The sequence below is a fragment of the Arthrobacter sp. Marseille-P9274 genome, from assembly GCF_946892675.1.
In the GTDB taxonomy this organism is placed as follows: domain Bacteria; phylum Actinomycetota; class Actinomycetes; order Actinomycetales; family Micrococcaceae; genus Crystallibacter.
This window is the reverse complement of sequence record NZ_CAMPOV010000005.1, coordinates 1-23,702: the sequence shown is the minus strand read 5'-3', so window position 1 is coordinate 23,702 and position 23,702 is coordinate 1. Positions and strand designations below refer to the sequence as shown.

The 23,702-nt window shown below is 67.8% G+C and carries 28 protein-coding genes; 18 read left to right on the top strand and 10 right to left on the bottom strand.

Annotated features, from left to right (window positions below):
* Positions 1-8: 8 nt before the first annotated feature.
* Entirely contained in the window at positions 9-1,025 is a 1,017-nt protein-coding gene (locus tag OC550_RS21160; RefSeq protein ID WP_262107929.1) for a magnesium and cobalt transport protein CorA, read from the bottom strand.
* Between the two features lie 245 nt (positions 1,026-1,270).
* Here OC550_RS21160 and OC550_RS21155 point away from each other — a divergent pair, with 245 nt between their 5' ends.
* From OC550_RS21155 to OC550_RS21135, 5 genes are all read left to right on the top strand, one after another.
* Positions 1,271-2,143 carry a CPBP family intramembrane glutamic endopeptidase gene (locus tag OC550_RS21155; RefSeq protein WP_262107928.1) on the top strand — a complete coding sequence of 291 codons (873 nt, stop codon included), beginning with the start codon at positions 1,271-1,273 and terminating at the stop codon, positions 2,141-2,143.
* Between the two features lie 81 nt (positions 2,144-2,224).
* Positions 2,225-2,455 carry a hypothetical protein gene (locus tag OC550_RS21150; protein WP_262107927.1) on the top strand — a complete coding sequence of 77 codons (231 nt, stop codon included), beginning with the start codon at positions 2,225-2,227 and terminating at the stop codon, positions 2,453-2,455.
* 24 nt (positions 2,456-2,479) lie between these two features.
* Positions 2,480-2,857, top strand: a complete 378-nt coding sequence (locus OC550_RS21145) for a glyoxalase superfamily protein (RefSeq protein WP_262107926.1) — start codon at positions 2,480-2,482, stop codon at positions 2,855-2,857.
* Between the two features lie 278 nt (positions 2,858-3,135).
* Positions 3,136-3,960 (top strand): glycosidase, encoded by an 825-nt coding sequence (locus OC550_RS21140; RefSeq protein WP_262107925.1) that lies wholly within the window; start codon positions 3,136-3,138, stop codon positions 3,958-3,960.
* Between the two features lie 303 nt (positions 3,961-4,263).
* Positions 4,264-4,506, top strand: a complete 243-nt coding sequence (locus OC550_RS21135; protein WP_262107924.1) for a hypothetical protein — start codon at positions 4,264-4,266, stop codon at positions 4,504-4,506.
* Here OC550_RS21135 and OC550_RS21130 read toward each other — a convergent pair.
* Positions 4,503-5,543 carry a nitronate monooxygenase gene (locus tag OC550_RS21130; RefSeq protein ID WP_262107923.1) on the bottom strand — a complete coding sequence of 347 codons (1,041 nt, stop codon included), beginning with the start codon at positions 5,541-5,543 and terminating at the stop codon, positions 4,503-4,505. The two genes, OC550_RS21135 and OC550_RS21130, sit on opposite strands and share 4 nt — an antisense overlap.
* Before the next feature lie 135 nt (positions 5,544-5,678).
* On the opposite strand from OC550_RS21130, the gene OC550_RS21125 reads away from it, so the two are divergent.
* From OC550_RS21125 to OC550_RS21105, 5 genes are all read left to right on the top strand, one after another.
* Complete coding sequence (locus OC550_RS21125; RefSeq protein WP_262107922.1) at positions 5,679-5,978, top strand: acylphosphatase; 300 nt, start codon at positions 5,679-5,681, stop codon at positions 5,976-5,978.
* A gap of 153 nt (positions 5,979-6,131) precedes the next feature.
* Entirely contained in the window at positions 6,132-6,395 is a 264-nt protein-coding gene (locus tag OC550_RS21120) for a hypothetical protein (RefSeq protein WP_262107921.1), read from the top strand.
* Positions 6,396-6,456: 61 nt separating this feature from the next.
* Positions 6,457-6,786, top strand: a complete 330-nt coding sequence (locus OC550_RS21115; protein ID WP_262107920.1) for a GNAT family N-acetyltransferase — start codon at positions 6,457-6,459, stop codon at positions 6,784-6,786.
* A 73-nt stretch (positions 6,787-6,859) separates the two neighbouring features.
* Positions 6,860-7,822: a diacylglycerol kinase family protein gene (locus OC550_RS21110; RefSeq protein WP_262107919.1), complete on the top strand. Its 963-nt coding sequence runs from the start codon at positions 6,860-6,862 to the stop codon at positions 7,820-7,822.
* Positions 7,823-7,850: 28 nt separating this feature from the next.
* Complete coding sequence (locus tag OC550_RS21105; protein ID WP_262107918.1) at positions 7,851-8,144, top strand: hypothetical protein; 294 nt, start codon at positions 7,851-7,853, stop codon at positions 8,142-8,144.
* 84 nt (positions 8,145-8,228) lie between these two features.
* Here the strand turns inward: OC550_RS21105 and OC550_RS21100 are convergent, their stop codons facing one another.
* Both OC550_RS21100 and OC550_RS21095 read right to left on the bottom strand, forming a co-directional pair.
* A complete protein-coding gene (locus OC550_RS21100) occupies positions 8,229-8,927 on the bottom strand; it encodes a dienelactone hydrolase family protein (protein ID WP_262107917.1) in 699 nt (232 codons plus the stop codon).
* A 57-nt stretch (positions 8,928-8,984) separates the two neighbouring features.
* Positions 8,985-10,856 carry a penicillin-binding transpeptidase domain-containing protein gene (locus OC550_RS21095; protein ID WP_262107916.1) on the bottom strand — a complete coding sequence of 624 codons (1,872 nt, stop codon included), beginning with the start codon at positions 10,854-10,856 and terminating at the stop codon, positions 8,985-8,987.
* A 134-nt stretch (positions 10,857-10,990) separates the two neighbouring features.
* On the opposite strand from OC550_RS21095, the gene OC550_RS21090 reads away from it, so the two are divergent.
* The gene (locus OC550_RS21090; protein WP_262107915.1) at positions 10,991-11,617 is read left to right on the top strand and encodes a cyclodeaminase/cyclohydrolase family protein; all 627 of its coding nucleotides are present in this window, start codon (positions 10,991-10,993) and stop codon (positions 11,615-11,617) included.
* A gap of 211 nt (positions 11,618-11,828) precedes the next feature.
* On the top strand, positions 11,829-12,374 hold the full coding sequence (locus OC550_RS21085) for a hypothetical protein (protein WP_262107914.1): 546 nt from the start codon (positions 11,829-11,831) through the stop codon (positions 12,372-12,374).
* A 70-nt stretch (positions 12,375-12,444) separates the two neighbouring features.
* Here the strand turns inward: OC550_RS21085 and OC550_RS21080 are convergent, their stop codons facing one another.
* From OC550_RS21080 to OC550_RS21070, 3 genes are all read right to left on the bottom strand, one after another.
* Complete coding sequence (locus OC550_RS21080) at positions 12,445-12,939, bottom strand: DUF1269 domain-containing protein (RefSeq protein WP_262107913.1); 495 nt, start codon at positions 12,937-12,939, stop codon at positions 12,445-12,447.
* 133 nt (positions 12,940-13,072) lie between these two features.
* Positions 13,073-14,590, bottom strand: a complete 1,518-nt coding sequence (locus tag OC550_RS21075; RefSeq protein ID WP_262107912.1) for a SulP family inorganic anion transporter — start codon at positions 14,588-14,590, stop codon at positions 13,073-13,075.
* Between the two features lie 11 nt (positions 14,591-14,601).
* Complete coding sequence (locus tag OC550_RS21070) at positions 14,602-15,264, bottom strand: GntR family transcriptional regulator (protein WP_262107911.1); 663 nt, start codon at positions 15,262-15,264, stop codon at positions 14,602-14,604.
* Positions 15,265-15,465: 201 nt separating this feature from the next.
* On the opposite strand from OC550_RS21070, the gene OC550_RS21065 reads away from it, so the two are divergent.
* Both OC550_RS21065 and OC550_RS21060 read left to right on the top strand, forming a co-directional pair.
* Complete coding sequence (locus OC550_RS21065) at positions 15,466-16,050, top strand: SRPBCC family protein (RefSeq protein ID WP_306556950.1); 585 nt, start codon at positions 15,466-15,468, stop codon at positions 16,048-16,050.
* 332 nt (positions 16,051-16,382) lie between these two features.
* Positions 16,383-17,207, top strand: a complete 825-nt coding sequence (locus OC550_RS21060) for an amino acid ABC transporter substrate-binding protein (protein ID WP_262107910.1) — start codon at positions 16,383-16,385, stop codon at positions 17,205-17,207.
* Positions 17,208-17,234: 27 nt separating this feature from the next.
* On the opposite strand, the gene OC550_RS21055 is transcribed toward OC550_RS21060, so the two are convergent.
* Positions 17,235-18,440, bottom strand: a complete 1,206-nt coding sequence (locus tag OC550_RS21055) for a M20 family metallopeptidase (RefSeq protein ID WP_262107909.1) — start codon at positions 18,438-18,440, stop codon at positions 17,235-17,237.
* Positions 18,441-18,699: 259 nt separating this feature from the next.
* On the opposite strand from OC550_RS21055, the gene OC550_RS21050 reads away from it, so the two are divergent.
* A complete protein-coding gene (locus OC550_RS21050) occupies positions 18,700-19,359 on the top strand; it encodes an amino acid ABC transporter permease (RefSeq protein ID WP_306556953.1) in 660 nt (219 codons plus the stop codon).
* A complete protein-coding gene (locus tag OC550_RS21045; protein WP_262107907.1) occupies positions 19,346-20,143 on the top strand; it encodes an amino acid ABC transporter ATP-binding protein in 798 nt (265 codons plus the stop codon). The genes OC550_RS21050 and OC550_RS21045 overlap by 14 nt, the downstream gene beginning before the upstream one ends.
* 159 nt (positions 20,144-20,302) lie before the next feature.
* On the opposite strand, the gene OC550_RS21040 is transcribed toward OC550_RS21045, so the two are convergent.
* Positions 20,303-20,827 carry a hypothetical protein gene (locus tag OC550_RS21040; RefSeq protein ID WP_262107906.1) on the bottom strand — a complete coding sequence of 175 codons (525 nt, stop codon included), beginning with the start codon at positions 20,825-20,827 and terminating at the stop codon, positions 20,303-20,305.
* A 295-nt stretch (positions 20,828-21,122) separates the two neighbouring features.
* Here OC550_RS21040 and OC550_RS21035 point away from each other — a divergent pair, with 295 nt between their 5' ends.
* The gene (locus OC550_RS21035) at positions 21,123-21,833 is read left to right on the top strand and encodes an MgtC/SapB family protein (RefSeq protein WP_262107905.1); all 711 of its coding nucleotides are present in this window, start codon (positions 21,123-21,125) and stop codon (positions 21,831-21,833) included.
* A gap of 16 nt (positions 21,834-21,849) precedes the next feature.
* Complete coding sequence (locus OC550_RS21030; RefSeq protein ID WP_262107904.1) at positions 21,850-22,707, top strand: prephenate dehydratase; 858 nt, start codon at positions 21,850-21,852, stop codon at positions 22,705-22,707.
* 306 nt (positions 22,708-23,013) lie between these two features.
* Here the strand turns inward: OC550_RS21030 and OC550_RS21025 are convergent.
* A partial coding sequence (locus OC550_RS21025) for an HNH endonuclease signature motif containing protein (protein WP_262107903.1) occupies positions 23,014-23,702 on the bottom strand: 689 nt, incomplete at its 5' end.

The window sequence follows — 23,702 nt, the reverse complement described above, 5'->3', positions numbered from 1 at the left end:
CCGAAGATTCAGAGCCACTTCTTCCATTTGAAGGCTCCGTATAAGGCCGCGCCGATGCCCACCATGAGCGTCAGGGCGAACGGGTAGCCCCAGAGCCAGTCCAGCTCCGGCATGTGGTCGAAGTTCATGCCGTACACGGCGCCCACCAGCGTCGGCGCGAACAGTATGGCGGCCCAGGACGAGATCCGCTTGACCTCCTCGTTCTGCGCCAGGCTGGTCTCGGTCAGCCGCTTCATCTCCTCGTTCTGGCGCTGCCCCACAAGCGTGGAGTGCACGCTCAGCGCGTTCTGCAGCAGCGCCCGGAACGCGTTGGCCCGGTCCACCACCCGGAAGACGTGGTCATGGACGTCGCGCAGCCGCTCCTGCAGGTCGATGTCCAGCCCGTACTTTTCGGCCCCGCGCTCCAGCGTCGCCAGCATTTCGTCCAGCGGCTGCGTCGCCCGCTGGAACTCGATCACCTCGCGGTGCAGTTCGTAGATCCGGCGCGAGACTTCCGGGCTGCCGCCGAAGAGGTCGTCCTCGATCTCGTCGATGTCGTTCTCCAGCCCGGCGACGACCGGCGCATATTCATCCACGACCTGGTCCACGATCGCGTAGAGGACGGCCTGCGGCCCCTTGGCCAGCAGCTCCGGCTTGCCCTCCATCCGCCGCCGCGCCTTGGCTAGGTTGGGCGACTCCGCATGGCGGACCGTCACCACGAAGTCGGGCCCCACAAAGACGTGCAGCTCGCCGAACTCCACCTTTTCGACGTCGTCGAGGTAGCGGGCGGGCCGCAGCACCATGAACAGGGTCCCGCCGTACCGCTCCAGCTTGGACCGCTGATGGCCGTTCAGCGCGTCCTCCACGGCGAGGTCGTTCAGGTCGAACTCCCGCGCCACGTCCCGCACGTCGCCCGGGTCGGGACGATACAGCCCGATCCACGCCATCCCGCCGGTCGTACGCATCGTCATGAACGTCTCGTCCAGGCTGCCGGGGCTGGCAACCCGTTGTCCGTCCACGTACACGGCGTTGTCCACCAACGACATCTGCAGTCCTTTCCGCCGGGCCTGTGGCCCGCCTGCGCCGAACCACAGCCAATCTACCAACTGCCGTGCGTGTGAATCGCAGCGCTACTGGAGCTGTGCTTGTGCAGGCCGGAGCACGCCCGGACCAGGGCCTGATCAGGGGCCGTTCAGGGCGGGCCCCCATATCCTCCGCGCCACCGCCGCTGGAAGGCTGGACGAGGCGGCCATCGGAGCCGGCCACGTCCGATCGAGACAGAGAGGTCACCATGACCGCGCGAACACCCTTGCGCCGACGCAGCACAACAGAGCCGAAGAGGGGAGGCCTGACGTTGCGGTCGGCCCCCGCCTTCTTCCTCGCCACTTTCGGCCTGTCCTGGGGCGCGGGCGCACTGTACATGCTGTTCCAGGCGGAGATCGACGCCATTTTCGGCCCCATGGGATACACCAACCCTGTCTTCATCCTCATGGTCTACACGCCCGGGATTGTGGGCGTTGCCATGGTGTGGCGCCACTACGGGCTGTCGGGTCTGGCCAGCTTCTTCCGTCGATTCGGACAGTGGCGGATGGCGCTGTCGTGGTGGCTCGTTCTGCTGGTCGCCATGCCCGCGGTGTTTTATGCAGGGGCCGCGATCCAGGGTAGCCTCACCGACCCGTTCCCCTTCTCGCCGTGGTACGCCATGCTGCCTGCTCTGCTGCCGATGCTCCTCATCGGACCCGTCGAAGAGCTCGGCTGGCGGGGCGTGGCACTGCCGCTGCTCCAGCGGCGGTTCTCGCCGCTATGGGCCGGACTCCTGCTCGGTCTGCTGGTGGCCATCTGGCACACTCCGTCGTTCTTGCTGAGCGGGACGAAGCAGTCCGAATGGGAGTTCTTGCCATTCTTCTTCGGCGTCGTGGCGATCAGCGTTATCCTCACGCCGATGTTCAACGCGGCACGGGGGAGCCTGCTGGTGGCGTTCCTGTTTCACGCGCAGATGAACAACCCGGTCTGGCCTGACGCCCAGCCGTGGGACATGTGGCTGTTCGTCACGGCGGCCCTCGTGGTGGCGGTAGTGAACCGCAAGGCACTGTTCGACCGCAGCATGGGGGCGACCGGGATCCTGCACAGCCCCTGCGCCGGACGGTCCGTAAATTCTCCGTGAACTTCCAACACCTGCAATGGTGCCGAACCGGCGCGTGGGACATGCTGTAATCCTGTCCGAAACCAATCCCGCGGAGGAACCATGACGCAGTCCCGCCTAGACAACTGGGCCCTGATGCCCGGCACACTCGTGGAGATCCGCCGGAAGGGCCGGCACGTGCGGGCCGGCCGGGTGGACGCGGTTTCCCTCGACGCCGAGTTGCTCTGGCTCGCCAACGACGGCGCCGTCCCGCGCCAACTGTTCGAGAAGGCCGAGGGCCACGAAGTCTGGTCCTGCGATGCAGTGGCGGACGAGCGCCCCCTTCCGGTCTGAGGCCATCGGGTTTAGCGTGTGCGCATGGACTGGAAACTCGAGCTCGTCCCCGTGCCGGTCACGGACGTTGACCGCGCCAAGCACTTCTACGTAGACCAGGTCGGGTTCAACGCCGACCACGACCACCAGGTCAGCCCCGAGCTGCGCTTTGTCCAGCTCACGCCCAAGGGATCGGCCTGCTCGATCGTGCTGGGCACCGGCATCACCGATATGGCGCCCGGTTCCCAGAAAGGGCTGCAGATCGTGGTCGACGACGCCGCAGCCGCCCGCGAGGAACTCCTCAGCCGGGGCGTCGGCGCCAGCGAGGTCGATGTCCAGCCGTGGGGCCGGTTTGTCTACTTCAGCGATCCGGACGGCAACACCTGGGCGCTGCAGCAGCTGCCCGTCCGTGACGGTTTCTAGACGTACGACGTTCTAGACGTACGACGGCGGCGAACGGGCCGAGGTATCAGGCGGTTCCAAGCGGCGGGTTCCGCGAGCACGGCGGCGCCGGCAGGCTTTTCGCGCCCGGCCAGGCATGTGCCTGCGGGCATCGGCACCGACACATCGCGCCATATTTCGTAAATGCTGGACCGTCCCCGACATGCAGTGTTTACTTGGCAGAGCCTGCGCTGTTCACACTGCGGCGAGGACACTGGATCTGTACGAGTAACCAAGAAACGCATGTTGGGGAATGACGCATGAGCATTGACAACCGTCTGAAGGCAGTACTCGATGGCCTGGCCAAGGCCCACCAGGAGGGAACCACCGCTGGCGGCAGCGCCGTACTCGCGGAGGCCATCGCTGCCTACCCGTTCGACGAGCGCGAGGGCGAGCTGCTCTCGGGCGGGATTCCCCGGGGCCATAAGGCACTGACGACGGCGACCTCGAAGCTCGTCAAGGCCGGCTGGATCACCAAGGGCCGCGGCGGTTGGAAGATCACCCAGGAAGGCCTGGCCGCGTCGGCAGCCTTCCCGGACGGCGCATCGCTCGCCTCGGCCCTCGCCGCCGGCACGCCGGTCCCGCCGCTCCCGGCCGAGGCCAAGGCGCGCAAGCCCCGGGCCAAGGCAGGCGCCGCCCAGCCGTCGGACCGCCCCGCCGAGGCCGCCAAGGTCGCTGCCGCCGCCACGTCCGCCCCGCCCGTGGTCACCGAGGCCGCCGCCGAGGAAGCAGCCCCGGCCTCCGCCGACGTTCCGGCACAGGAAGCAGCCCCGGCCGAACCGTCCTTCCCCCAGCCGGACGCCGTAGCCCTTGCCGGCAACTTCGCGACCGTCCTTGGCGCCTCCGACTGGCAGCCGGAGTTCGAGCAGGTGCAGATGCAGCTCGACCCCTCCGACCAGCTCTGGAAGCTCGAGGTGGAACTCCCCGCCGGCTCCTATGCCTACAAGGCGGCCATCAACCGCTCCTGGGACGAGAACTACGGGGCCTTCGGCCAGCGCGACGGAGCCAACCACGAGATCCACCACGCCGGGGGCCCGGTCCGCTTCCACTACGACCACCGGACCAAGGACGTCACCGTCCGCTAAGCCCGGTCCCGGGTGCGGCCGGGCCTTCCCGCGCCGCACCCATGCCTTCTCCTCGTTCTCCCTGTGCCGCCCTGCTGTCGTCGTTGAATAATCTTGCAGCGGCGGGAATAAACCTGCCTCCCCTCCGGTTGACATACTGAAGCCCGGTTCCTTGTGCGCAGCAGGAATCTCTCCGGTGGAAGCTTCGACGCGCGGATGTCATCCCCGTCCTTCCTGCCGGGTTCCTGCAGTCCTCTGCACCCGCCTTCGGAGCGGCCGTCCCGGGCCGACGACCCTTTCCGCCCGACACAGGAGGTATTCCCTATGACAGCACCCACCCACAATCCCCTGGTCAGCCTCACGCCCACCCGCATCCGCAACCTGGGCGCGCTGCGCCGCGGCGATGCCGTGGAAGCCCGCTTCCAGAACGACGTGCAGTACCGCGGCCACGTGGTCCGCACCGCCCCCGGGGTGGGACTGGTTTGGATCCGCGACGAGGCCGGCGGACGCCGCCGGGCCGTCAGCGCATCCGACTACTCCATCTGGCGGATGCCCGCGCAAGGCTAGGGCCGCTGCACCTTTTCGCCTGCCAGTTTCCTGACGATGTCCCCGGCCGGCTCGGCGTCGGCTTCCCGGTAGCCGACGCCGGCCCACAGGGACATCAACTGGGCATCCTGGGCGGCCGCCGCCGCGGCACGGACGGGCCGCGTCACCTGGTTGACCTGCGGGTACACCGCCGGGGCGAAGCCGGTGAAGCGCTGGATGAAGTCGTTGTCCACTCCGCGCGCCACCCGGCCCGAGAACGCCCGCGTCAGCACCGTCCCGGCGCCGCGCAGGCTGTGCAGGGCGTCCTTATAGAACGGCGCCGCCCCGGACTCCGGTGAACGCAGCAGCGCGGTCCCGACCTGCACGGCGGCCGCACCAAGGTCCAGCGCCGCGCGGACATGGCCGGGTTTGCCGATCCCGCCGGCCGCGATCAGCGGCAGGTCGACCTCGTCGCGCACGCGCGGCAGCAGTTCGGCCAGCGTCAGGTCATTCGGATCCGCCCGCACGCTGAACGTCGAGCGGTGCCCGCCCGCTTCGGTCGACTGGACCACCAGGGCGTCCGCCCCGACCGCCGCGGCAGCCTTGGCATCCGCCTCGTCCGTCACCATCACAACGACGGCGGTGTCCACTGCGTGCAGCGACTCCACCGTCCCGGTGTCCGGCAGGCCGAAGGTGAAGGACACGACCGCCGGGCGGACCCTCAGCAGCAGGTCGATCTTCTCCGCGTACTGGTCCGTGTCCTGCCAGTCCGGCTCGGGCACGGGCTGCTCGAGGTACTCGGCCAGCCGCCGCCGGTAGGCCGCGAGCGCCGCGACGTCAGCCTCATCCGGGATCCCGGCGCCGGCCGCCGGCACAAACAGGTTGACGCCGAACGGGCCTGGATCGAGAGACCGTACCCGGGCGATTTCCTGGTCCAGCTTGGCCGGCGGCTTCAGGGCACCGGCGAGGAAGCCAAGCCCGCCCGCCCTGCCCACCGCGGCGACCAACTCAGGAGTCGACGGACCGCCTGCCATGGGCGCGCCGATCAGCGGGATGGCCAGGTCTGCTACGTTCCACATGATCGAAGACTACTATCCCTCCCCCTGGCGCGGCGCCCTGATTCGGGCCAGTCCGCGCCCATAATCCGTCGTGCCGATGCACCGAACACCTGTCCCCTCTCGACCCGGCGCCGCAGGGACGGATAGTTTGGATCCATGGCTGCTGAGAATGACGGAACCCCGCCGCGCACCCGACTGCTGGCCAGGGCCCTCGGCCGGGTCCAGGGAGTCGGCTTCCGCTACTGGGCCAAGGACCAGGCGGAACAGCTGGGATTGACCGGTGCCGCGCTGAATGAACCGGACGGCTCAGTCAAAATCGTGGCGGAAGGACCGCGGCAGGCCGTCGAGGAATTCCGGCAGCAACTGGAGTCGGGCCGCACGCCCGGCAGGATCGAGCGGCTGGACGCGTCCTATTCGCACGCAACGGGTGAGTTCACCGACTTCGGCGTGGGGTGAGACGCACCTATCCATCCCGCCGGGCCCGCTCAAGCTTTTGGGCCGAGTTTCAGGAAGTTTCTCCCAGACTATTGGGGGTTGGCCCGGAAGCGTGCTAAGTATGCTTACAGGTGAAGCAGACGCCTGAACTCCCCTTGCGAAAGGTCGTCCAAAGTGACTACCAAGAGCTTTCTGTCCCCCGAAGACCCGTTCCCTGCGGACGTGCAGAACCTGCCCGACGCCAGGCTCCATGTCCTGAACAGCCTGGTGCACCGCCAGCTCGAACGCGAGTACGTGGAAGCCGGCGGGCCGAATCCCGAAACCGAATTCCGGCTGGAAGAACTACGGATCGAACTCGACCGCCGGGAAGCCGCCTGCGGCCCGGCGCTGTCTATTCCTGCCTCCTCGCCGCGCCGCGGCGCTCCCCTCCCGGCCTGACGTCCCGGACCAGCGCGGGGCCCTCCCCCAGGGCCCCGCGGCCAACCTGTAGGAGGTTGCCATGCAAACTGTCCACGACAACCCGGCGGACTCCGAATTCGACATGTATATCGATGGAGAAATCGCCGGGTGGGTACGGTACCGGGTGGAGGGGAGCGAAATCTGGATGCTCTACACCGCCGTAACCCGCGGCTTCCACGACCGCGGCCTCACCGATCCGCTGATCCAGACGGCGTTGGACGACGCGCACCGCCGCAGGATCGGCGTTCTTCCGTTCTGTCCGCTGGTCCGGCAGTACATGCGGCTGCACCCGCAGTACCTCGGACTGATTCCGGTGGGGCGCTCGGCATTGTTCCGGCCGCGCCGCCAGACGGATGCTGCTGCCTGCTGAACACGCACGGGTGGAGGCCTGCCCGGCTAGACTCGAAAAACACAGCCGAAGCCGCAGACCGCAAAGGACACCCATGACCGATTCAGCGCACCGCTTGCCCCGGCGTGTCGCCGTCGTTGTTAATCCCATCAAGCACGTCGACGTGGACCTGCGCACGCTGGCTGCCAAGGTTTGCCGCGGCGAAGGATGGGAGGAGCCGCTGTGGCTGGAAACCACCAAGGAGGACCCGGGCCAGGGCCAGGCGCGGAAGGCAATCGACGAGGGCGTGGACCTGGTCATCGCGGCCGGCGGCGACGGGACGGTGCGGTGCGTGGCCGAGGAACTCGCCGGCACGGACGTGCCGTTGGGGCTGCTGCCCCTGGGCACCGGCAACCTGCTGGCGCGGAACCTGGATATCGACGTCACTAATCCGGAGGGAGCGCTCCGCGCCGCACTGTCCGGAACGGAACGCAAGATCGACGTCGTCCACATCACCGTGGACCATGCGCAGGAGTCCCACGTCTTCCTGGTCATGGCCGGCCTGGGGTTCGACGCGGCGCTGATGGGCGACACCCGCGACGAGCTGAAGGACAAGGTGGGCTGGCTCGCGTATGTCGACGCCGGCATCCGCAACCTGCCCGGCAAGCCCACCAAGACGCGGATCAGGATCGACGACGGCAAGCCGTTAGTCCGCCGGCTGCGCAGCGTTATGGGCGGCAACTGCGGCAAGATCGTCGGCGGGCTGGAAATTTTCCCCGGGGCCAAGATCGACGACGGACTGCTGGAGATCATGACGGTGGCGCCGCAGGGGCGGCTGGGCTGGTTTGCGGTGCTCGCCGATTTGCTCCGCCGCGGTAAGGGCAAGGATCCGTCGATCGAGTACTTCCAGTGCCGGTCCGCCGAGGTCCAGACCATCGAGCCGCAGGACATCGAAATCGACGGCGACTACATCGGCAAGGGCACGCACCTACTGCTGCGCGTCTACCCCAACTCGCTGCGCCTGCGCATGCCCTATGGCCCGAAGGACCCGGCCGTTCTGGTCAGTCCCGAACCGTAGCGGCCGGTGCGCCGCTAGACTGGCGGGCATGGCAGATGGAAGCACAGTATTTGGTTGGGCCTTCGGCGATCCGGGGCGGGAGGCGGACGAGGCGTACCAGCAGGCCCTGCGCGGCAGCGCGCTGGAGAACGCACTGCAGGAGGCCAGCCGCAAGGGCGTGGAAGCCGACGCCGCCACCGCGGCCTACACCGTGGTGGACGACGATGGCACCCTGATCGACCATGGCGAAGCCGGACGCGGCCGCATCGTGGTCCGCTGCACCGTCCAGGTCAGCGGGCCGGGCGCCGAGAAGCTGCACGCGGAAGGCCCGATGAACGGCTGACCAGCTTTGCCGGCTGTTCATCGGGCCATTTGACCGGTCGGCTGGTCCGCCGGCCGGCCAGGAGCTAGCGCACCTTGTCCTTAGCTAGCGCACCTTGTCCTTGAGGAAGGCGACGGAGCGCTTCCAGGCCAACTGGGCTTCCTCCGGGCGGTAATTGCCCTGCGGGTTCTCGTCATTGTGGAAGGCGTGCGGGGCGTCGTAGTAGAAGTACTCGACCTCTGCGCCCGATTCGCGCCTGATCTGCTCCGCTTGGGCCTTGGCCTTTTCCACGGGGTAGGACGAGTCCTGCTTGCCGTAGTGGCCTTGGATGGCGGCGCGGACGCCGGCGTAGGAGTCCGGAACGCCCTGGCCCACGCCATAGAATGGCACGGCGGCGCCGATCTTCTCGCCCTGCTGTGCGGCCAGCGCGAGCACGAACCCGCCGCCCATGCAGAAGCCGATCGCACCCACGGTCTTGCTGGTCACGGCCTCGCTGCCGAGCAGGTAGTCCACCGCGCCGGCCAGCAGCCGGGCGCCTTCCTCCTCCGGCAGCTTCGACATCATCTCGGCCGCTTCCTTGCCATCGTGGGCGATCCGGCCGCCGTAGAGGTCCGGGGCAAGTGCCACGAAGCCTTCGGCCGCCAGCCGGTCGGCTACATCGCGGATGTGGTCCACGAGGCCCCACCATTCCTGGATGACGATGACGCCGGGGCCCTTGCCGGATTCGGGCAGGGCGAGGTATCCGTGGGCTTCACCTCCGGCGGACGGGAAAGTCAGGTTCTGGTGCGGGGTCGTCTCGGCCAAGTCTCCTCCTTCGTAGCGGAACGTACGGTCTTCAGTCTATGGACCCAGCCGCGCCGGTCAACGAACGGCCTTCAGGAAGGCCTCGACCATGGGGGCCCCGGTGACGGCACCCAGGTCGCCGTCCTCGACGAACACCGCGACGGCCAGGTCCCCCTGGGCGGCGATGACCCAGGAGTGGGTCTGCAGCGGGTCCTTGTTGCCGTATTCGGCGGTGCCGGTCTTGCCGATCACCGGGTCTCCGGGCAGCGCCGCCAGGTTGGACAGGTAGCCGTCCGTGACGGCCGCACGCATCATGGTGCGCAGCTGCCGGGCCTCCTCCTCGGTGAGCTCGGCGCCCTCGGCAGGCTTCGCCTCGCCGTCGTACCCGTCCACTAACCGCGGAACGACCAGTTCGCCCTTCTCCACGCTGGCCATCATGACGGCGAGCGAGAGCGGCGAGGTCTGCACCCGGCTCTGGCCGATCAGGGACGCCGCGTGGGCGGTACCCTCGCTGTCTTCGCGCGGGATGCCGCCCCAGAACGCCTCGAGCCCGATGTCCGCTGTCATGCCGACGCCGAGGGCTCCGGCGGCATCCGCCAGCTGGTCCTGCGAGAGCTTCTCGTATTCCGAGACGAAGGCTGTGTTGCACGAATGGGCGATCGCCTCGGTCAGCGTGATCTCGCCTTGGAAGGCCGGGTCGTAGCCGTCCACGTTCTCGAAGGTCCGCCCGTCCGCCGTGAACTTGGCCTCGCAGTCGACGGTCGAGTCCGGCGTCAGGCCCTGCCGCATCAGGCCCAGCGCGGTCGCGATCTTGAAGGTGGAGCCCGGCGCGTACTGACCGAGGAAGGCTGTGTTGTAGCCCTCGCTGCCCGGGCCGTTGGCCGCCGCGAGGATCTCCCCGGTGGACGGCCTCAGCGCCACGATCGAGCTGGGCGATTCCGTATCCTGCAGCACCTTCTCAGCGGCGGACTGCATTTTCGGCTCCAGCGTCAGCTGGACATCCTTGCCGGCCTCCACATCGGTGCTGAACAGCTCGCGGCGCGGCGCTTCGGCACCCTCGGCTTCCGTCTCCCCGACCGAGAAGCCCAGTCCCGCCGTGCCCGCGAGGTCTTTGTTGAACGCAGCCTGGATCCCCGAGGCGCCAATCGTCTCCCCGGCGACCACGGCGCCGTCGGACTTTTCGATGTCCTCCGCCGTGGCCTCGCGGACGGTGCCGAGCACGGCCGAAGCGAAATCGCGGGTGGGGGCCAGGGGCAGCGTGTCCTCCACGGCCAGGAAACCGTCGATCGCGTCCAGCTTCTCCTGGTCCAGGTCTTCGAAGGCGGCCGCGCGCAGCGTAATGGCGTCCACGAAGGCCTCCTCGCCGTAGCCCTCGACCTTGGCGGCGTAGTCCGCGGCGTCAATATCGACGACGGCGGCGAGCGCCTTGGCGGAGGCCGCGGCCTGCGCTTTCGTCAGGCCCTTCTTGCTGATCCCGACCACGCGGACCGGGCGTTCGGTGACGATCGGCTTGCCGGCCGCGTCCAGGATGTCGCCGCGTTCCGGCTCCGCCGTGTCGAGCGACAGCTTCTCCCCGGCCTGCAGCGAAGGCTCCACCACGGACGGCTTCCACTCGATCTGCCACTGGGCTTCGTTGTTGCCGGAGCGGACCAGGCCGGCGGTGGAAGTGTAGGTCCAGTCCTGGTCGGAATCCGGAACGTCCCACAGGTAGTTGAGGGTGACCGTGGCCTGGTCCCCCTCGGGCTCGGAGAGGGAAGACACCGAGACTGTGGGCTTCAGCGGGTCCGCGCCGGCCAGGATGCCTGCGAGCTCTTCCTGGACCTGCGCCGGCTCCGAGGTGAAGGCCAGCCCGGAGACGTCGCCCTTGGTCAGCGCCGCCGCGAGCGCGTCCGCGGTGCCGCGCCCGTCGTCCTGCGGCGCGCAGGCCGTGGCCGTACCGATCAGTGCCAAAGCGAGTACTGTCCCTAATGCGCCGCGCTGCATATTTCCCCCGGTCCTCGAATGTCCCTACTGAAACTATCGGCCGCGCGGCTGATCTGTCGATCCTTCCCGCGCAGGTCCGGCACTGTGGTTACGATCGGACCATGATTCGGGCAGAACGCATCGAGGACTATGTGAACCGGCTGGCATCCGGCGAGCCGACGCCGGGCGGCGGTGCCACGGCGGCAGTCCAGCTCGCCCAGGCCGCGGGGCTGTTGTCCATGGCGGCCAACTTCAGCACCGGAGACGGCGGGACCGGCCGGCAGGCGGAGCGCCTCGGAGCGGCCGCGCGGAAGCTCATCCCGCAGGCGCTGGCTCTTGCCGACGACGACGAACAGGCCTTCGGCCAGGCCGCCGCGGCCTACAAGCTGCCCGCGGATACCGAAGCGGACGCGTCCCGCCGGAGCCGCGAGGTCCAGCACGGCCTGCGCCAGGCCGCCACGCCGCCGCTGGGGCTGGTGGAACTCGGCGGCATGCTGCTCGGGCTGGCCCGGGAGCTGGAACAGGAAGCCAATCCGAACGTGCTCAGCGACATCGCCGCCGCCGTCGCCTCCATCCGCTCGGCCGCCGGAACCGCCGCCGCCACCCTGGAGACGAATGCGGCCCACCTCGCCGACGAGGCCGCCGTCCGCCGACTGCAGGACGCGGTGGTACGGGCGGACGAGCTGGCCGCGGGCTGCGACGCACTGACGGCGAGGCTGCGGGAACGCATCCGGGCCAACAACGGCTGAGTCCGGCGTGATCCGCCGTAACCGCCCATTGCGGAACGGCCACCGCCGCGGCAGGTGAAACGAGCCGCCGGGGGCTGTGGCGGCAGCCAATCCGCCCCGTTCCGCAACGCGCGCTACGGTTCGGATTCAGTCCGCCGGGCGCCGGGTCCTTTTCGCCGCAGCGCGCCTAAAGTTGGTCCATCATTCGCGCTATTTTTGAAAGGCTCCGGCCATGAAGAAACTGCACGCGTGGCTGGCGGTCCTCCTGATGATCGTCGGACTGGGGCTTGTCGCTCCCAGCTCAGCCACCGCGGCCCCCTATTGCGGCATCACCTGGGGATCACTCGCCAAATCGTCGTCACGCATGACCACAGCACCGATCACCAACGTCCGGGCCGGCAGGCACGCCTGCTTCGACCGGATGGTCGTCGATATCAAGGGCAAACGCGCCGGATTCGACGTCCGCTACGTCAAGCACGTCCGTTCCGAAGGCTCGGGCTTCGTCGTCCCGCTGCGCGGCGCCGCGGACCTGCAGGTCGTCGTCCGCGCCCCCGCCTACAACAGCAAGGGCCAGCCGACCTACCGCCCGCGGGACCGCAAGAACCTCGTCGACGTCTCCGACTTCCGCACCTTCCGGCAGATCGCGTGGGCCGGCAGCTTCGAAGGCCAGACCACCATCGGCCTGGGCGTCCGCGCCAAGCTGCCGTTCCGCGTCTTCACCCTCGCCGGACCGGGCTCCCGCACGATGGTGGTGATCGACGTAGCCCACCGCTGGTAGCACTCAGCTAAAGCTAACGACGGCGGCCGCGCGGCCGCCGTCGTTAGCTTTAGCACCCGGGTTCGAAGACTCACTCGGGTTCGAAGACGCTGCGCAGCCGGTCTTCTTCCTCCCGGCTGAGATTGGTTTCCAGTAGCTCGGCATTGGTTCCGGTAAACGCTTCGGCCACCCTGTCCATCACTGCTCCGGCCGATAGCACGAACAGCGCCGAAGTGCCCGGAGTGACCTTTTCCCGGATGCGCCTAATGAACGAATCGTCGATGCCGACGTCTGCCAGTGAGCCGGCGAGGCCGCCGACGGCCGCACCGACCGCCGCGCCCAACAAGGGGATGAAGAACAGCAGACCGAACAGGAACCCCCAGAAGGTTCCGCCCAAGGCCCCGGCACCGGCCAGGTTATGGGTTTGCCGTGTCTTCGGTTTCTTCGCTCCCGCAGGCCACGACACTATCGCCGCATCACGGACTTCGATGAGCCCCTTGCTTTGCAGATCCAGCAGGACCCGCTCTGCCTGCTCGGCGCCGTTTTCGTCTTCGAATTTCCACACTGAAAGTGTTGCCACGGCCATACCCTTCATTTCCGGCGGCGATTTGAACCTGTTCGAATACTGCCAAGCGGGCCGCTGTTCCGAATCACCCTTTTGGGGTGAACCGGGGTTGGTCGTGCGTCAGGTCCGCCGCCGGGAGACCGGAGCGCCGGGGTCAGCTGCCGGCGAGCTTGCCGGCCATCCGCTCCCGCATGACCGCGCTGGCCGAGTTCAGCCCGATGATCTCCACCTCCTTGCCGTGCGTCCGGTACTTTTCGGTGATGGCGTCCAGGACAGCGATGGTGGAGGCGTCCCAGAGATGCGAGGCGTGCATATCGATGACGACCTTCCGGGGGTCCCGGGCGTAGTCGAATTGGGTGTAGAGGTCGTTGGAGGAGGCGAAGAACAGCTCGCCGTCCACGACGTAGGTGGCGACCTGCTCCCCGTTGAGTTCGAGCACGGTGCGTTCCACCGTGACGAAGTGGGCCACCCGGCGGGCGAAGAGGACCATCGCGGTCAGCACGCCGACGCCGACGCCGATCGCGAGGTTGTGGGTGGCCACCGTGACGGCGACTGTGGCCAGCATGACCGCGGTCTCGCTCTTCGGCATCATCTTCAGGGTCGAGGGACGGATGCTGTGCCAGTCGAAGGTCGCGATGGACACGAAGATCATGACGGCGACCAGCGCCGCCATCGGAATCAGCGCCACGATGTCCCCGAGCGCCACGACGAAGACCAGCAGGAACGTTCCGGCGAGGAAGGTTGAGATGCGGGTGCGGGCGCCCGAGGCCTTTACGTTGATCATGGTCTGGCCGATCATCGCGCAGCCGCCCATGCCGCCGAAGAAGCCCGTGATGATGTTCGCCGCGCCCTGGCCCCAGGACTCGCGGGTTTTGTTGGAGCGTGTGTCCGTGATGTCGTCGACCAGCTTGGCCGTCATCAGGGATTCCAGCAGGCCCACGAAGGCCATCGCGAGGGCGTACGGGAAGACAATCTGCAGGGTGTCCAGGTTCCACGGGACGTTCGGGACGAAGAGCATCGGCAGGCTGTCCGGCAGCTGCCCCTTGTCACCGACCGTCGGCACGGTGATGGACGCCAGGACGGTGATCAGCGTCAGCACCACGATGGCGACCAGCGGCGCGGGCACCGCCGTGGTCAGCCGCGGCAGGCCGAAGACGATCACCAGTGCCAGCGCGGTGAGCGGGTAGACCAGCCACGGGACGCCGAGTAGTTCGGGCACCTGGGCCAGGAAGATCAGGATGGCCAGGGCATTGACGAACCCGACCATCACCTGGCGCGGGATGAAGCGCATCAGCTTGGCGACACCGAGCACGGCCAGGGCAACCTGGAAGACGCCGGCCAGGATCACGGCGGCGATGAAGTAGTCGATGCCGTGGGATGCCACCAAGGGAGCGACCACGAGGGCGACGGCGCCGGTGGCCGCGGAGATCATCGCCGGACGCCCGCCCAGGACGGAGATCGAGACCGCCATAGTGAACGACGCGAAGAGTCCCAGCCGCGGGTCGACCCCGGCGATGATCGAGAAGGCGATGGCCTCGGGGATGAGCGCCAGCGCCACGACGAGGCCGCCCAGGACTTCCGTCTTGAGCAGCCCGGGGGACTTCAGGCTGCGCCGCACCGACTGGCGTTCTTCGGGGGTCAGTGCCGGCGCAGCGCCGGGGTTTGCGGCCATGGATTCTCCGTTCACGCGGACACGTCATCGTCGGAGTAGCGCAGGGAGAGCCAGTTCTCGCGGCTGGCGAGCGCGGCTCCTTCGGCGTCCCCGGATTCCGCACAGCTGATGATCCGTGAGTGCTGTTCCACCGAGTTGCGGGCGGCGAGGCTGCCGAACCGCCTGCGTTCCACCCGGCGCAGCACCGGAGTCCACTGTTCGAGCACGGCTGCCACCGCGGCGTTTCCGCAGGCCGCCACGAGCACCCCGTGCAGCTGGTCGTCGGCCGCGAGCGCGCGGTCGACATCCTGCTTCTCCAGGGCGTCGGCGAACTCGGCGTTGGCGCCGGCCATGGCCGCGATCTCTGCCTCGCCCACCGACGGGACCGCCAGTCGCGCGGCCAGTTCATGCATTGCCGCCACGACCTGCTGGGCGCTGGTGGTGGATTGCTGGTCATAGGGTGCCACCGTGGTGGCCTTGCCGGGCTCGGCGATCACCAGCCCCGCGCGTTCCAGCCGCAGCAGGGCCTCCCGGATAGGAGTGCGGCTGACGCCGAGCCATTCCTCGAGTTCGCTGTCGCGCAGCCGTTCCCCCGGCACGAGGGTGCCTTCGACGATAGCGTCGCGGATGGATTCATACACGTGGTCGCGCAGCAGCGAACGGCGGTGCACGCCGTGTTTCGACGGGATGGGCATGGCACATGATTTTACGGGAGCGAGCCGCTCTGGCATGCAATATATTGGGCGCCGGCAGCGAGGTTCGCGCCACATGTAGAGATCGCTTAGCGATCTTCGCTCTCCATTGTCGCTGGCTGCCCTCGTGTGTAGCGTGGGGACCAGTGGCCACGGCTGGTCCGCGACGGCGGACCGATTGATCCCCAGCTCAAGGAGGACACCATGGAAACTGTTGAAGAGACCATCGATGTGGCCGTTCCGGTCAGCACGGCCTACAACCAGTGGACCCAGTTCGAGTCCTTCCCGAATTTCATGTCGGGCGTGGAGTCCGTCGCCCAGTTGACGGATACGGCCAACCATTGGATCACCAAGATTGGCGGCGTTGAACGTGAGTTCGATGCCGAGATCGTGGAGCAGGTTCCCGACCAGCGGATCGCCTGGCGCAGCATCGACGGCAAGTCCCACGCCGGCACGGTCACGTTCGAGCGGCTGGCCGAGGGCAGCACCCGGGTGAACGTGCGCTTCGCGTGGGATCCGGAGACCTTCGTGGAGAAGGCCGGCGCAAAACTGGGCATCGACAGCGCCCGCGTGAAGTCGGACCTGCGCAAGTTCAAGGAGTTCATCGAGTCCCGCGGCGCCGAAACCGGCGCGTGGCGCGGCGAGGTCAGCGACAGCGGCCCCACCGGCACCGCCGCCGCGGGCCAGGCGGGAACCGGCAGCGTCCCGGAAAGCACGGACCACCGCCCGGGCACCGGCGGCCCCGGAACCACCGGCCTGGACCACCTGCCTCCGGACCGGCACGTCTAGGCCCGGCCGCTTTGCTGCGAAGGGGAAGACCACCCCCGCTCTGAACCGTCGGCAGATTTCCGTTTCGCAGCGGAACCGGGAGTACGTCGCAGGCTGCAGCGGAGCCTGGAGTACATTGCAGGTCGCAGCGGAGCCGGGAGTACATTGCAGGCCGCGGGCAGAACCTGAGGTAGCCTGCGGGGCCGTGCTTTCCGCCCGAATTCGGGACGGAGGGCACGGCCCTGTCACACTTCGGAACAATCAGCCGATGCGCGCTTGTTGTACGTGCTAGCGTTCAACGTCGCCGCCGCCAACAGGCGCCGGCCAGGCCAGTGTCCAAAGGATTTGAAGCAATGAATCGTCGCCGCCTTTCCCTGCTCGGAGCAGCCGCCGCCCTCACGCTTGCAGTGGCCGGCTGCGGAAGTTCCCAGCCCGCCCAGGACGGCTCGAGCGGTTCGGCGAGCGCAGCTCCCGTCACGCTGGAACAGGTGAAGCAGGACGGCGTATTGACCGTCGGCACGGAGGGCACCTACCGCCCGTTCTCCTTCCACCAGGACGGCGCCGGCGAGCTGACGGGTTACGACGTCGAGGTCATCACCGAGGTCGCGAAGAAACTGGGCGTGGAGCCCAAGTTCGAGGAAACCCAGTGGGACGCGATCTTCGCCGGCCTGGAGGCCGGCCGCTTCGAGGTGATTGCCAACCAGGTCACCATCAATGACGAGCGCAAGGCGAAGTACGACTTCTCCGAGCCGTACACGGTCAGCAACGGCGTCATCGTCACCAAGGCGGACAACTCGGACATCAATTCCTTCGCAGACCTGGACGGCAAGACAACAGCGCAGTCGCTGACCAGCAACTGGTACACGCTCGCCAAGGATTCCGGCGCCAACGTAGAGTCCGTCGAAGGCTGGGCGCAGGCCGTCTCCCTCCTGGAACAGGGCCGCGTCGACGCAACCATCAACGACAACCTCACCTACCTCGACTACCAGTCCACCAACAACAACAAGGACATTAAGGTCGCAGCCACGACGGAGGAGCAGTCGAAGGTGGGGCTGGCCTTCCAGAAGGGCAGCACCGAACTGGTGGACGCCGCCAACAAGGCCCTGGACGAGCTTCGCGCCGACGGCACCCTGGCCAAGATCTCCGAGAAGTACTTCGGCGAAGACGTCTCCCAGTAGGACGCTGCGGCTCGGTCCGTCCCGGCCTTAGGGCTCGGAGACGACGCCGAGCCGCAGCGCCGCGCCCACGTACATGCCGGCGAGCGCCCGGGCCGTCTGTTCCACCGCCGAGTCCGCGGGCAGGAACGAGCTGGAGTGCAGCGCCCGCGGATGCTCCGGAGCGACCATGCTCTCGTGGCCGTCCACGCCCAGGAAGGCCATCACCCCGGGCACCTTCTGCGTGAAGAAGGCGAAGTCGTCGGAGCCGCAGCTGCGAAGAGGCTCACCCAGCGGCAGGCCCGCGCGATGGACCCACCGGGCGCCGAGGCGGGCCATTTCGTCGTCGTTCACCAGGACGGGATCGCCGCGGTCGATGCTTACCGCCGCGCGCGCCCCGAAGGACATCGCCTGGTGCTCGGCGACCTCGCGCAGGCCTCGGTGCATACGTTCTTGGTCCTCGACGGTCATGCTCCGCAGCGTGCCGCCCAGCACCGCCATGTCCGGGATGATGTTGCGGGCGGTGCCCGCGGAGAGCATGCCGACCGTGAGCGTCGCGGCTTCGACCGGATTGACGCTGCTGCGGACGAGGTCGTAGAGCGCGAGCGTGATCCGGGCCGCGACCGGCACGGGATCGATCGCCAGGTGCGGGTAGGCGCCGTGCCCGCCCCGCCCGTGCACGGTGATCGTGAACTCGTCGTAGGCGGCGTTGACGCTTCCGCCGAGGATGCTGACGGAGCCCGCGGGCAGGGCGTGGTGGACGTGGACCGCCAGCACCGCTCCGATCCCGGCTGCCTCCAGTCCTCCCTCGTCCACGATGTCGCGCGCACCGGAGGGGTGCCCTTCCTCGCGCGGCTGGGCGATCGCCACCACCGCGGCGGGCAGCCGGACCCTTCCGGCCGCCCGCACGAAGGCGACCATGGCGGCCTGGTGCACATCGTGCCCGCAGGCGTGCATGACGCCGTTCTCCGCGGCCCACTCGACCCCGGTGGCCTCATACAGCGGCAGCGCGTCCAGCTCGGCGCGGATGCCCACGGCCGGACCGAAGTCCGGACCGGTGCGCGCCATGAACCCGGTCCCCGCAATGGACCTGACCGGCAGGCCCAGCGCCGTGGCCAGGGTTGCCGCGGCCGGGGCTTCCTTCCCGGACAGGCAGGGGTACTGGTGCAGACTGTGGCGGAGCGCGACGGCGGCGTCCAACTCGCCGTCCAGCGCCACCGTGAGCGCTTCGAACAGTTCCTCGGCAGAATGAATCATGAGCCCTCCAACCCGTACACGCGCGCAGCGTTGCGGAACCCGATGAGCCGATATCCGGGCTGTTCCACGGGCATCGCCCGGCCCCGTGTGATCGCGCACGGGTCATTGGTAGCGAGGAATGCCAGTTCATGTTCAGCCATCCGGTCCCCCTGGGCTGGATCCCGTCACGCGCGATGGGCTGATTCAACCACTTCCGGCGTGCCGCGGGAAGTGCCGGGCCGGTCCGCTTCCGCCGGTGCACTAGCCTGAACCTATGAATGTGGACTGGGAGCTGCTCAGGACGTCGCTCTGGCCGATCGTCCGGGCCGGCCTGACGGGGACCATACCGCTGTCCCTGGCCAGCTTCGCGCTCGGGCTGCTGTTGGCCCTGGTAGTGGCCCTGATGCGGTTGAGCGGCAACGCCGTCCTGGCTGCCATTGGCCGCGCCTACGTGTCGGTCATCCGCGGCACGCCCCTGCTGGTTCAGCTGTTCGTGATTTTCTACGGGCTTCCCTCGATCGGCGTCGTGCTGCCGCCGTGGCCCAGCGCCCTCATCGCATTCTCGCTCAATGTGGGCGGCTATGCCGCGGAGATCATCCGCGCTGCCATCCTCTCCGTGCCCAAGGGCCAGTGGGAGGCCGGGCACACGATCGGCATGTCGCGCGGACTGACGCTGCGCCGGGTGATCCTGCCGCAGGCCGCGCGGGTTTCCGTCCCGCCGCTGTCCAACACGTTCATTTCGCTGGTCAAAGACACCTCGCTCGCATCGCTGATCCTGGTGACCGAGCTGTTCCGGCAGGCGCAGGAGATCGCGGCGTTCAGCCAGGAATTCATGCTCCTGTACCTGGAGGCAGCCGCGGTCTACTGGGTGTTCTGCCTGGTCCTCTCCAGTGGACAGACCCGGCTTGAAAGGAGGCTGGGCCGCTATGTCGCCCACTGATTCCCGTACCCCGCCCGGAGGCGGCGCCAACGACCCGGTCGTGGCCGTGACGGAGCTGCGCAAGTCCTTCGGCGAGAACCACGTGCTCAAATCGATCGACCTTTCAGTCTCGCAGGGCCAGGTCCTGGCGCTGATCGGCCCGTCGGGCTCGGGCAAGACCACCGTGCTGCGCTGCCTGAACGGCCTCGAAATTCCCGACGGCGGACGGGTCGCCTTCCGCGGCGGACCTTCCGTAGAGTTCGGCAGGCAGGTCTCCCGCCGCCAGCTCGCCGCCCTGCGCGACCGCTCCGGCATGGTGTTCCAGCACTACAACCTGTTCCCGCACCGCACCGTGCTGGAGAACATCGTCGAGGGCCCCGTCCAGGTGCAGAAGCGGCCCAAGGCCGAGGCCGTCCGGGAGGCAGAGGACCTGCTGCGCCGCGTCGGTCTGCAGGACAAGAAGGACCAGTACCCGCACCAGCTCTCCGGCGGACAGCAGCAGCGCGTCGGCATCGTCCGCGCGCTGGCGCTCAAGCCCGCCCTGCTGCTGTTCGACGAGCCCACCTCGGCGCTGGACCCGGAGCTGGTGGGCGACGTGCTGCACGTGATCAAGGAACTCGCCGAGGAAGGCTGGACGATGGTGATGGTCACCCATGAGCTGGCCTTCGCCCGCGAGGTGGCCACAGAGGTTGTCTTTATGGACGGCGGCGTCGTCGTGGAGCGCGGCCACCCGGACCAGGTCCTGCGCGAGCCACGCGAGGAGCGGACCCGCCAGTTCGTGCACCGGCTGCTCAATCCCTTCTAGGCACTGCCCCTTCCAAGCACTGCGTCCCCCTTTTAGGCACCGCGACTTATAGGCACCGCGACCCGGCGGCTACCCCGGCCGTCCTTAAACAGTAGAGCCGGCCGGCAGTCCCCCCGACTACCGACCGGCTCAGCTGCTCCAGCTGTTACCTGTTAGCTGTTAGCTGTTGCGACGCTTGAGCGCCACGGTTCCGGCAGCGCCGGCTACCAGGAGCAGACCGGCTCCGCCGATGCCCCACAGGACCGCGGGATCGGTCTCGGTGGTGGCGCCGGAGCGGTCTACGTCAAGCTTCTCCGGGCCCTTGCCCGCAGCGCCCGCTCCGCCGGTCACGACGACGGAGGCCGTCCCGACCACGCCGGTCTCGTCACCGGTCACGGTGACCCAGTGCCGTCCCGGCTTCTCGAACGTGACCTCTTCGGAGACCTCGCCCTCGGCGTTCGCCGCGGTATCGATCTCGGCGATGTTCTTGCCCGACTGGTTCTGGGCCACGGCGACGGTGGCCTCTTCATTGGCTTCCAGGCCGCTCGCTGAAACCACAACGCTGTCGCCGGCCGAGACGCGGGCCTCGGAGACGGTGACGGCCTGCTCGGGGGCAGGGTAGTCGGCGGTGTTGGCGTGGGCGGCCGTTCCTGAGGTGAACGCGATGGCCAGGGCCAGCGTCACGGTTGAAAGGGTCTTTTTCATATTTTGATACTCGCTTCAATTAGGGGGTGTCAGAATCGAAATCAATACGATCGTTCTCTGGGCAGAGAAAACGGCACAGCTGGGGACTGCACCGTCCCTTCGAATGTATCGTTTAACTTCCGGTGAGCCGAGACCGGAGGACAGATTTCGGCCGATGTTTTGCAAAGTTCACTTCGGCGCCATAGGGTTCGCGCCGCCGTCATTCTCCCTCCTCAGGCTCACCTAGCCGTGCACCGCCTGCCCCGGAGATTAGGCTGGAGAGCAGCCGCATAACGGGGCCGCGAAGGAGTATGCATTGCTGGAGATCGACCTGCTGCCGGACACGATAATGACGCAGTTCGCAATGCTGCTGCTGGCCTTCGTGCTCTCCGCGGTCGTGGGGATCGAGCGCGAGCGCAAGCTTAAAAGCGCCGGGCTGCGCACCCACACCCTGGTGGGGCTGGGCTCGGCGCTGTTCACTCTGGTCTCCGCCTACGGCTTCGGGAATGTGATCGGCAGCGACGTGGTCCTGGACCCCTCCCGCATCGCGGCGCAGATCGTCACCGGCATCGGCTTCCTTGGAGCCGGCGTCATCTTTGTCCGGCGCAACGCGGTGTCCGGCCTGACCACCGCCGCGTCCATCTGGATGACCGCCGCCATCGGCATGGCCTGCGCGGCCGGGATGCCGCTGATCGCGGTGCTGGCGACCCTGCTGCACCTGGCCACCGTCGTCGTTCTGGCGACTGTCGGCCGGTGGGTCTCGCCCGGCGACAAGGTCCGCGACTTCAGCGTGGAGGTGCAGTACGAAGAAGGCGTGCTGCAGCGCGTGGTGGAGCGGGCTGCCGAACTGGGTTTCGAAGCCGCTCTGAGCCGCACGCGGCGTTTCCGCCGCGACGACGGTCAGGCCATGCTGCACGTGGACCTGCGGATCCAGCACGCCGCCGGATCCCTCGACCAACTGGTGGAGGGCCTGTGCGTCATGGAAAAAGTCTCGGCGGTCGAGGTGGTCAGCGACGAGAACACCTGATGGGATAATTCGATCCATGACCTTCGCGATCGCCTACCAGGGAGAACCCGGCTCCAATTCCCACATGGCCTGCACTGAAGTGCGCCCGGATTGGGAAGCCGTGCCATGCGCCAGCTTCGAGGACACCTTCGCCAAGGTCGCCAGCGGAGAGGCCCAGCTGGCGATGATCCCGATCGACAACTCGATCGCCGGCCGGGTGGCGGACATCCACGCGATGCTGCCGGAGACCTCGCTGCAGATCATCGGCGAGCATTACCTGCGCATCCGTTTCAGCCTGCTCGGCATCCCCGGGTCCAGCATTGAACAGGCCCGCGAGGTGCACAGCCACATCCACGCCCTCGGCCAGTGCCGCAAGCTCATCCGCCAGCACGGCCTCAAGCCAGTCATCGCCGGCGATACGGCCGGATCCGCTCGCGAAGTCAGCCAGTGGCAGGACCCGACCAAGGTCTCCCTCGCCCCGCCAATGGCCGCGGACCTGTACGGGCTGGACGTGCTGGCCACCGACGCCGAAGACGACCCGACCAACACCACGCGCTTCATCCTGCTGGCGGACAAAAGCCCGGTCCCCACCCGCGCAGAACTGCCCGGCCCGGCCGTGACCAGCTTCGTCTTCCGGGTCCGTAACGTCCCGGCCGCGCTCTACAAGGCCCTGGGCGGGTTTGCCACCAACGGCATCAACATGACGCGCTTGGAGAGCTACATGGAGGGCAACGAGTTCGCCGCCACGAAGTTCATGGTGGACGTCGAAGGCCACCCCGAGGACCCGGCCATGGTGCACGCCTTCGAGGAACTGGAGTTCTTCACCACCAAGATCAAGATCCTCGGCGTCTACCCGGCGGCACCTTTCCGGCTGTCGCACGGCGCCAGTAACTAGCGACGGCGGGACCTGCTTCGCGGTTCCCTTCCGCTGCCGTCGTCCCGACCATTAATAGTCTGCTTCGGCTCACGGTTTGCAGTCTGCTTCGGCTGACAGTTTGCAGTTTGCTTCGGCGTTTTCCTCGGCCGGCCCATGAGATCCGGACAGACTGCCTTATCGGTGGCCCAGTTGGACCTTCCTGCCTAGACCTCCAATTACTCCGCCAGGATTACTCGCCTGTTTGGTAGGCGTCTGCGCTCGTCGGGTTCGTCTTTCGACCCTGGCGCCGCGGGCAGGGTTCAGCTGCTTGGGCGTCTACTCGCCTCAGAAGGGTGGTGGTGTGGTGTCGTTGAAGGGGTCCGGTGGCGGGGGCGGTGGCGGCTTGATGCCATGGGAGACCCAGGACCCGTCCGGGTAGCTCGTGTAGGTCTGCCCGGTCCTGGTCTGGTGGCGGATCACCCCGTGTGGCTCCTGTGTGGTGTGCCAGCCGTCGTTGTGTTTGGACAGGTGGTCGGGTTTGCAGCGCAGGGCGAGGTTCTCCAGCTCGGTCTTGCCGCCGTGTTCCCACGCCAGCGTGTGGTCGAGTTCGCAGTGCTTCCACTGGGTCCGGCAACCCAGCCCTCGGCAGGTCCCGTCCCGCAGTCGCACGTGGCGTTTGAGCCATTCGGGCGGGTGCCGCATCTCCCGGGCCACCATCACGGCTTTGTCGTGTTCGTCGGTGATGACCGGCAGCCACGTTTTCGCCAGGCCCGCGATCCTTCGCGCCATCCCGGGCGGGATCGGCCCGTACCCGGCCAGTTCGCCCGGCTCGTCCCCGCCCGCGGCGGTCGCCAGCGGGATCGTCACCGCGACAAACGCCTTCACGTTCCCGCCGCCCCACACCTCCCCGGCACAGGCAGCACCGGCAACGGCGTCACCGACCTGGGCGGCGGCACCGGCAGCGGGGTCACCGGCCGCGGCGCCGAAGCGGCCGTCCGTGACGCCGGCGAGCGTGTCCGTTCCGGCCCCGTTCC

Bases quoted from the DNA above. Each gene is read 5' to 3' on its own strand.
- OC550_RS21160 (WP_262107929.1), bottom strand. From the start codon at position 1,025: ATGTCGTTGGTGGACAACGCCGTGTACGTGGACGGACAACGGGTTGCC.
- OC550_RS21155 (WP_262107928.1), top strand. From the start codon at position 1,271: ATGACCGCGCGAACACCCTTGCGCCGACGCAGCACAACAGAGCCGAAG.
- OC550_RS21150 (WP_262107927.1), top strand. From the start codon at position 2,225: ATGACGCAGTCCCGCCTAGACAACTGGGCCCTGATGCCCGGCACACTC.
- OC550_RS21145 (WP_262107926.1), top strand. From the start codon at position 2,480: ATGGACTGGAAACTCGAGCTCGTCCCCGTGCCGGTCACGGACGTTGAC.
- OC550_RS21140 (WP_262107925.1), top strand. From the start codon at position 3,136: ATGAGCATTGACAACCGTCTGAAGGCAGTACTCGATGGCCTGGCCAAG.
- OC550_RS21135 (WP_262107924.1), top strand. From the start codon at position 4,264: ATGACAGCACCCACCCACAATCCCCTGGTCAGCCTCACGCCCACCCGC.
- OC550_RS21130 (WP_262107923.1), bottom strand. From the start codon at position 5,543: ATGTGGAACGTAGCAGACCTGGCCATCCCGCTGATCGGCGCGCCCATG.
- OC550_RS21125 (WP_262107922.1), top strand. From the start codon at position 5,679: ATGGCTGCTGAGAATGACGGAACCCCGCCGCGCACCCGACTGCTGGCC.
- OC550_RS21115 (WP_262107920.1), top strand. From the start codon at position 6,457: ATGCAAACTGTCCACGACAACCCGGCGGACTCCGAATTCGACATGTAT.
- OC550_RS21110 (WP_262107919.1), top strand. From the start codon at position 6,860: ATGACCGATTCAGCGCACCGCTTGCCCCGGCGTGTCGCCGTCGTTGTT.
- OC550_RS21105 (WP_262107918.1), top strand. From the start codon at position 7,851: ATGGCAGATGGAAGCACAGTATTTGGTTGGGCCTTCGGCGATCCGGGG.
- OC550_RS21090 (WP_262107915.1), top strand. From the start codon at position 10,991: ATGATTCGGGCAGAACGCATCGAGGACTATGTGAACCGGCTGGCATCC.
- OC550_RS21085 (WP_262107914.1), top strand. From the start codon at position 11,829: ATGAAGAAACTGCACGCGTGGCTGGCGGTCCTCCTGATGATCGTCGGA.
- OC550_RS21080 (WP_262107913.1), bottom strand. From the start codon at position 12,939: ATGGCCGTGGCAACACTTTCAGTGTGGAAATTCGAAGACGAAAACGGC.
- OC550_RS21075 (WP_262107912.1), bottom strand. From the start codon at position 14,590: ATGGCCGCAAACCCCGGCGCTGCGCCGGCACTGACCCCCGAAGAACGC.
- OC550_RS21070 (WP_262107911.1), bottom strand. From the start codon at position 15,264: ATGCCCATCCCGTCGAAACACGGCGTGCACCGCCGTTCGCTGCTGCGC.
- OC550_RS21065 (WP_306556950.1), top strand. From the start codon at position 15,466: ATGGAAACTGTTGAAGAGACCATCGATGTGGCCGTTCCGGTCAGCACG.
- OC550_RS21060 (WP_262107910.1), top strand. From the start codon at position 16,383: ATGAATCGTCGCCGCCTTTCCCTGCTCGGAGCAGCCGCCGCCCTCACG.
- OC550_RS21055 (WP_262107909.1), bottom strand. From the start codon at position 18,440: ATGATTCATTCTGCCGAGGAACTGTTCGAAGCGCTCACGGTGGCGCTG.
- OC550_RS21045 (WP_262107907.1), top strand. From the start codon at position 19,346: ATGTCGCCCACTGATTCCCGTACCCCGCCCGGAGGCGGCGCCAACGAC.
- OC550_RS21040 (WP_262107906.1), bottom strand. From the start codon at position 20,827: ATGAAAAAGACCCTTTCAACCGTGACGCTGGCCCTGGCCATCGCGTTC.
- OC550_RS21030 (WP_262107904.1), top strand. From the start codon at position 21,850: ATGACCTTCGCGATCGCCTACCAGGGAGAACCCGGCTCCAATTCCCAC.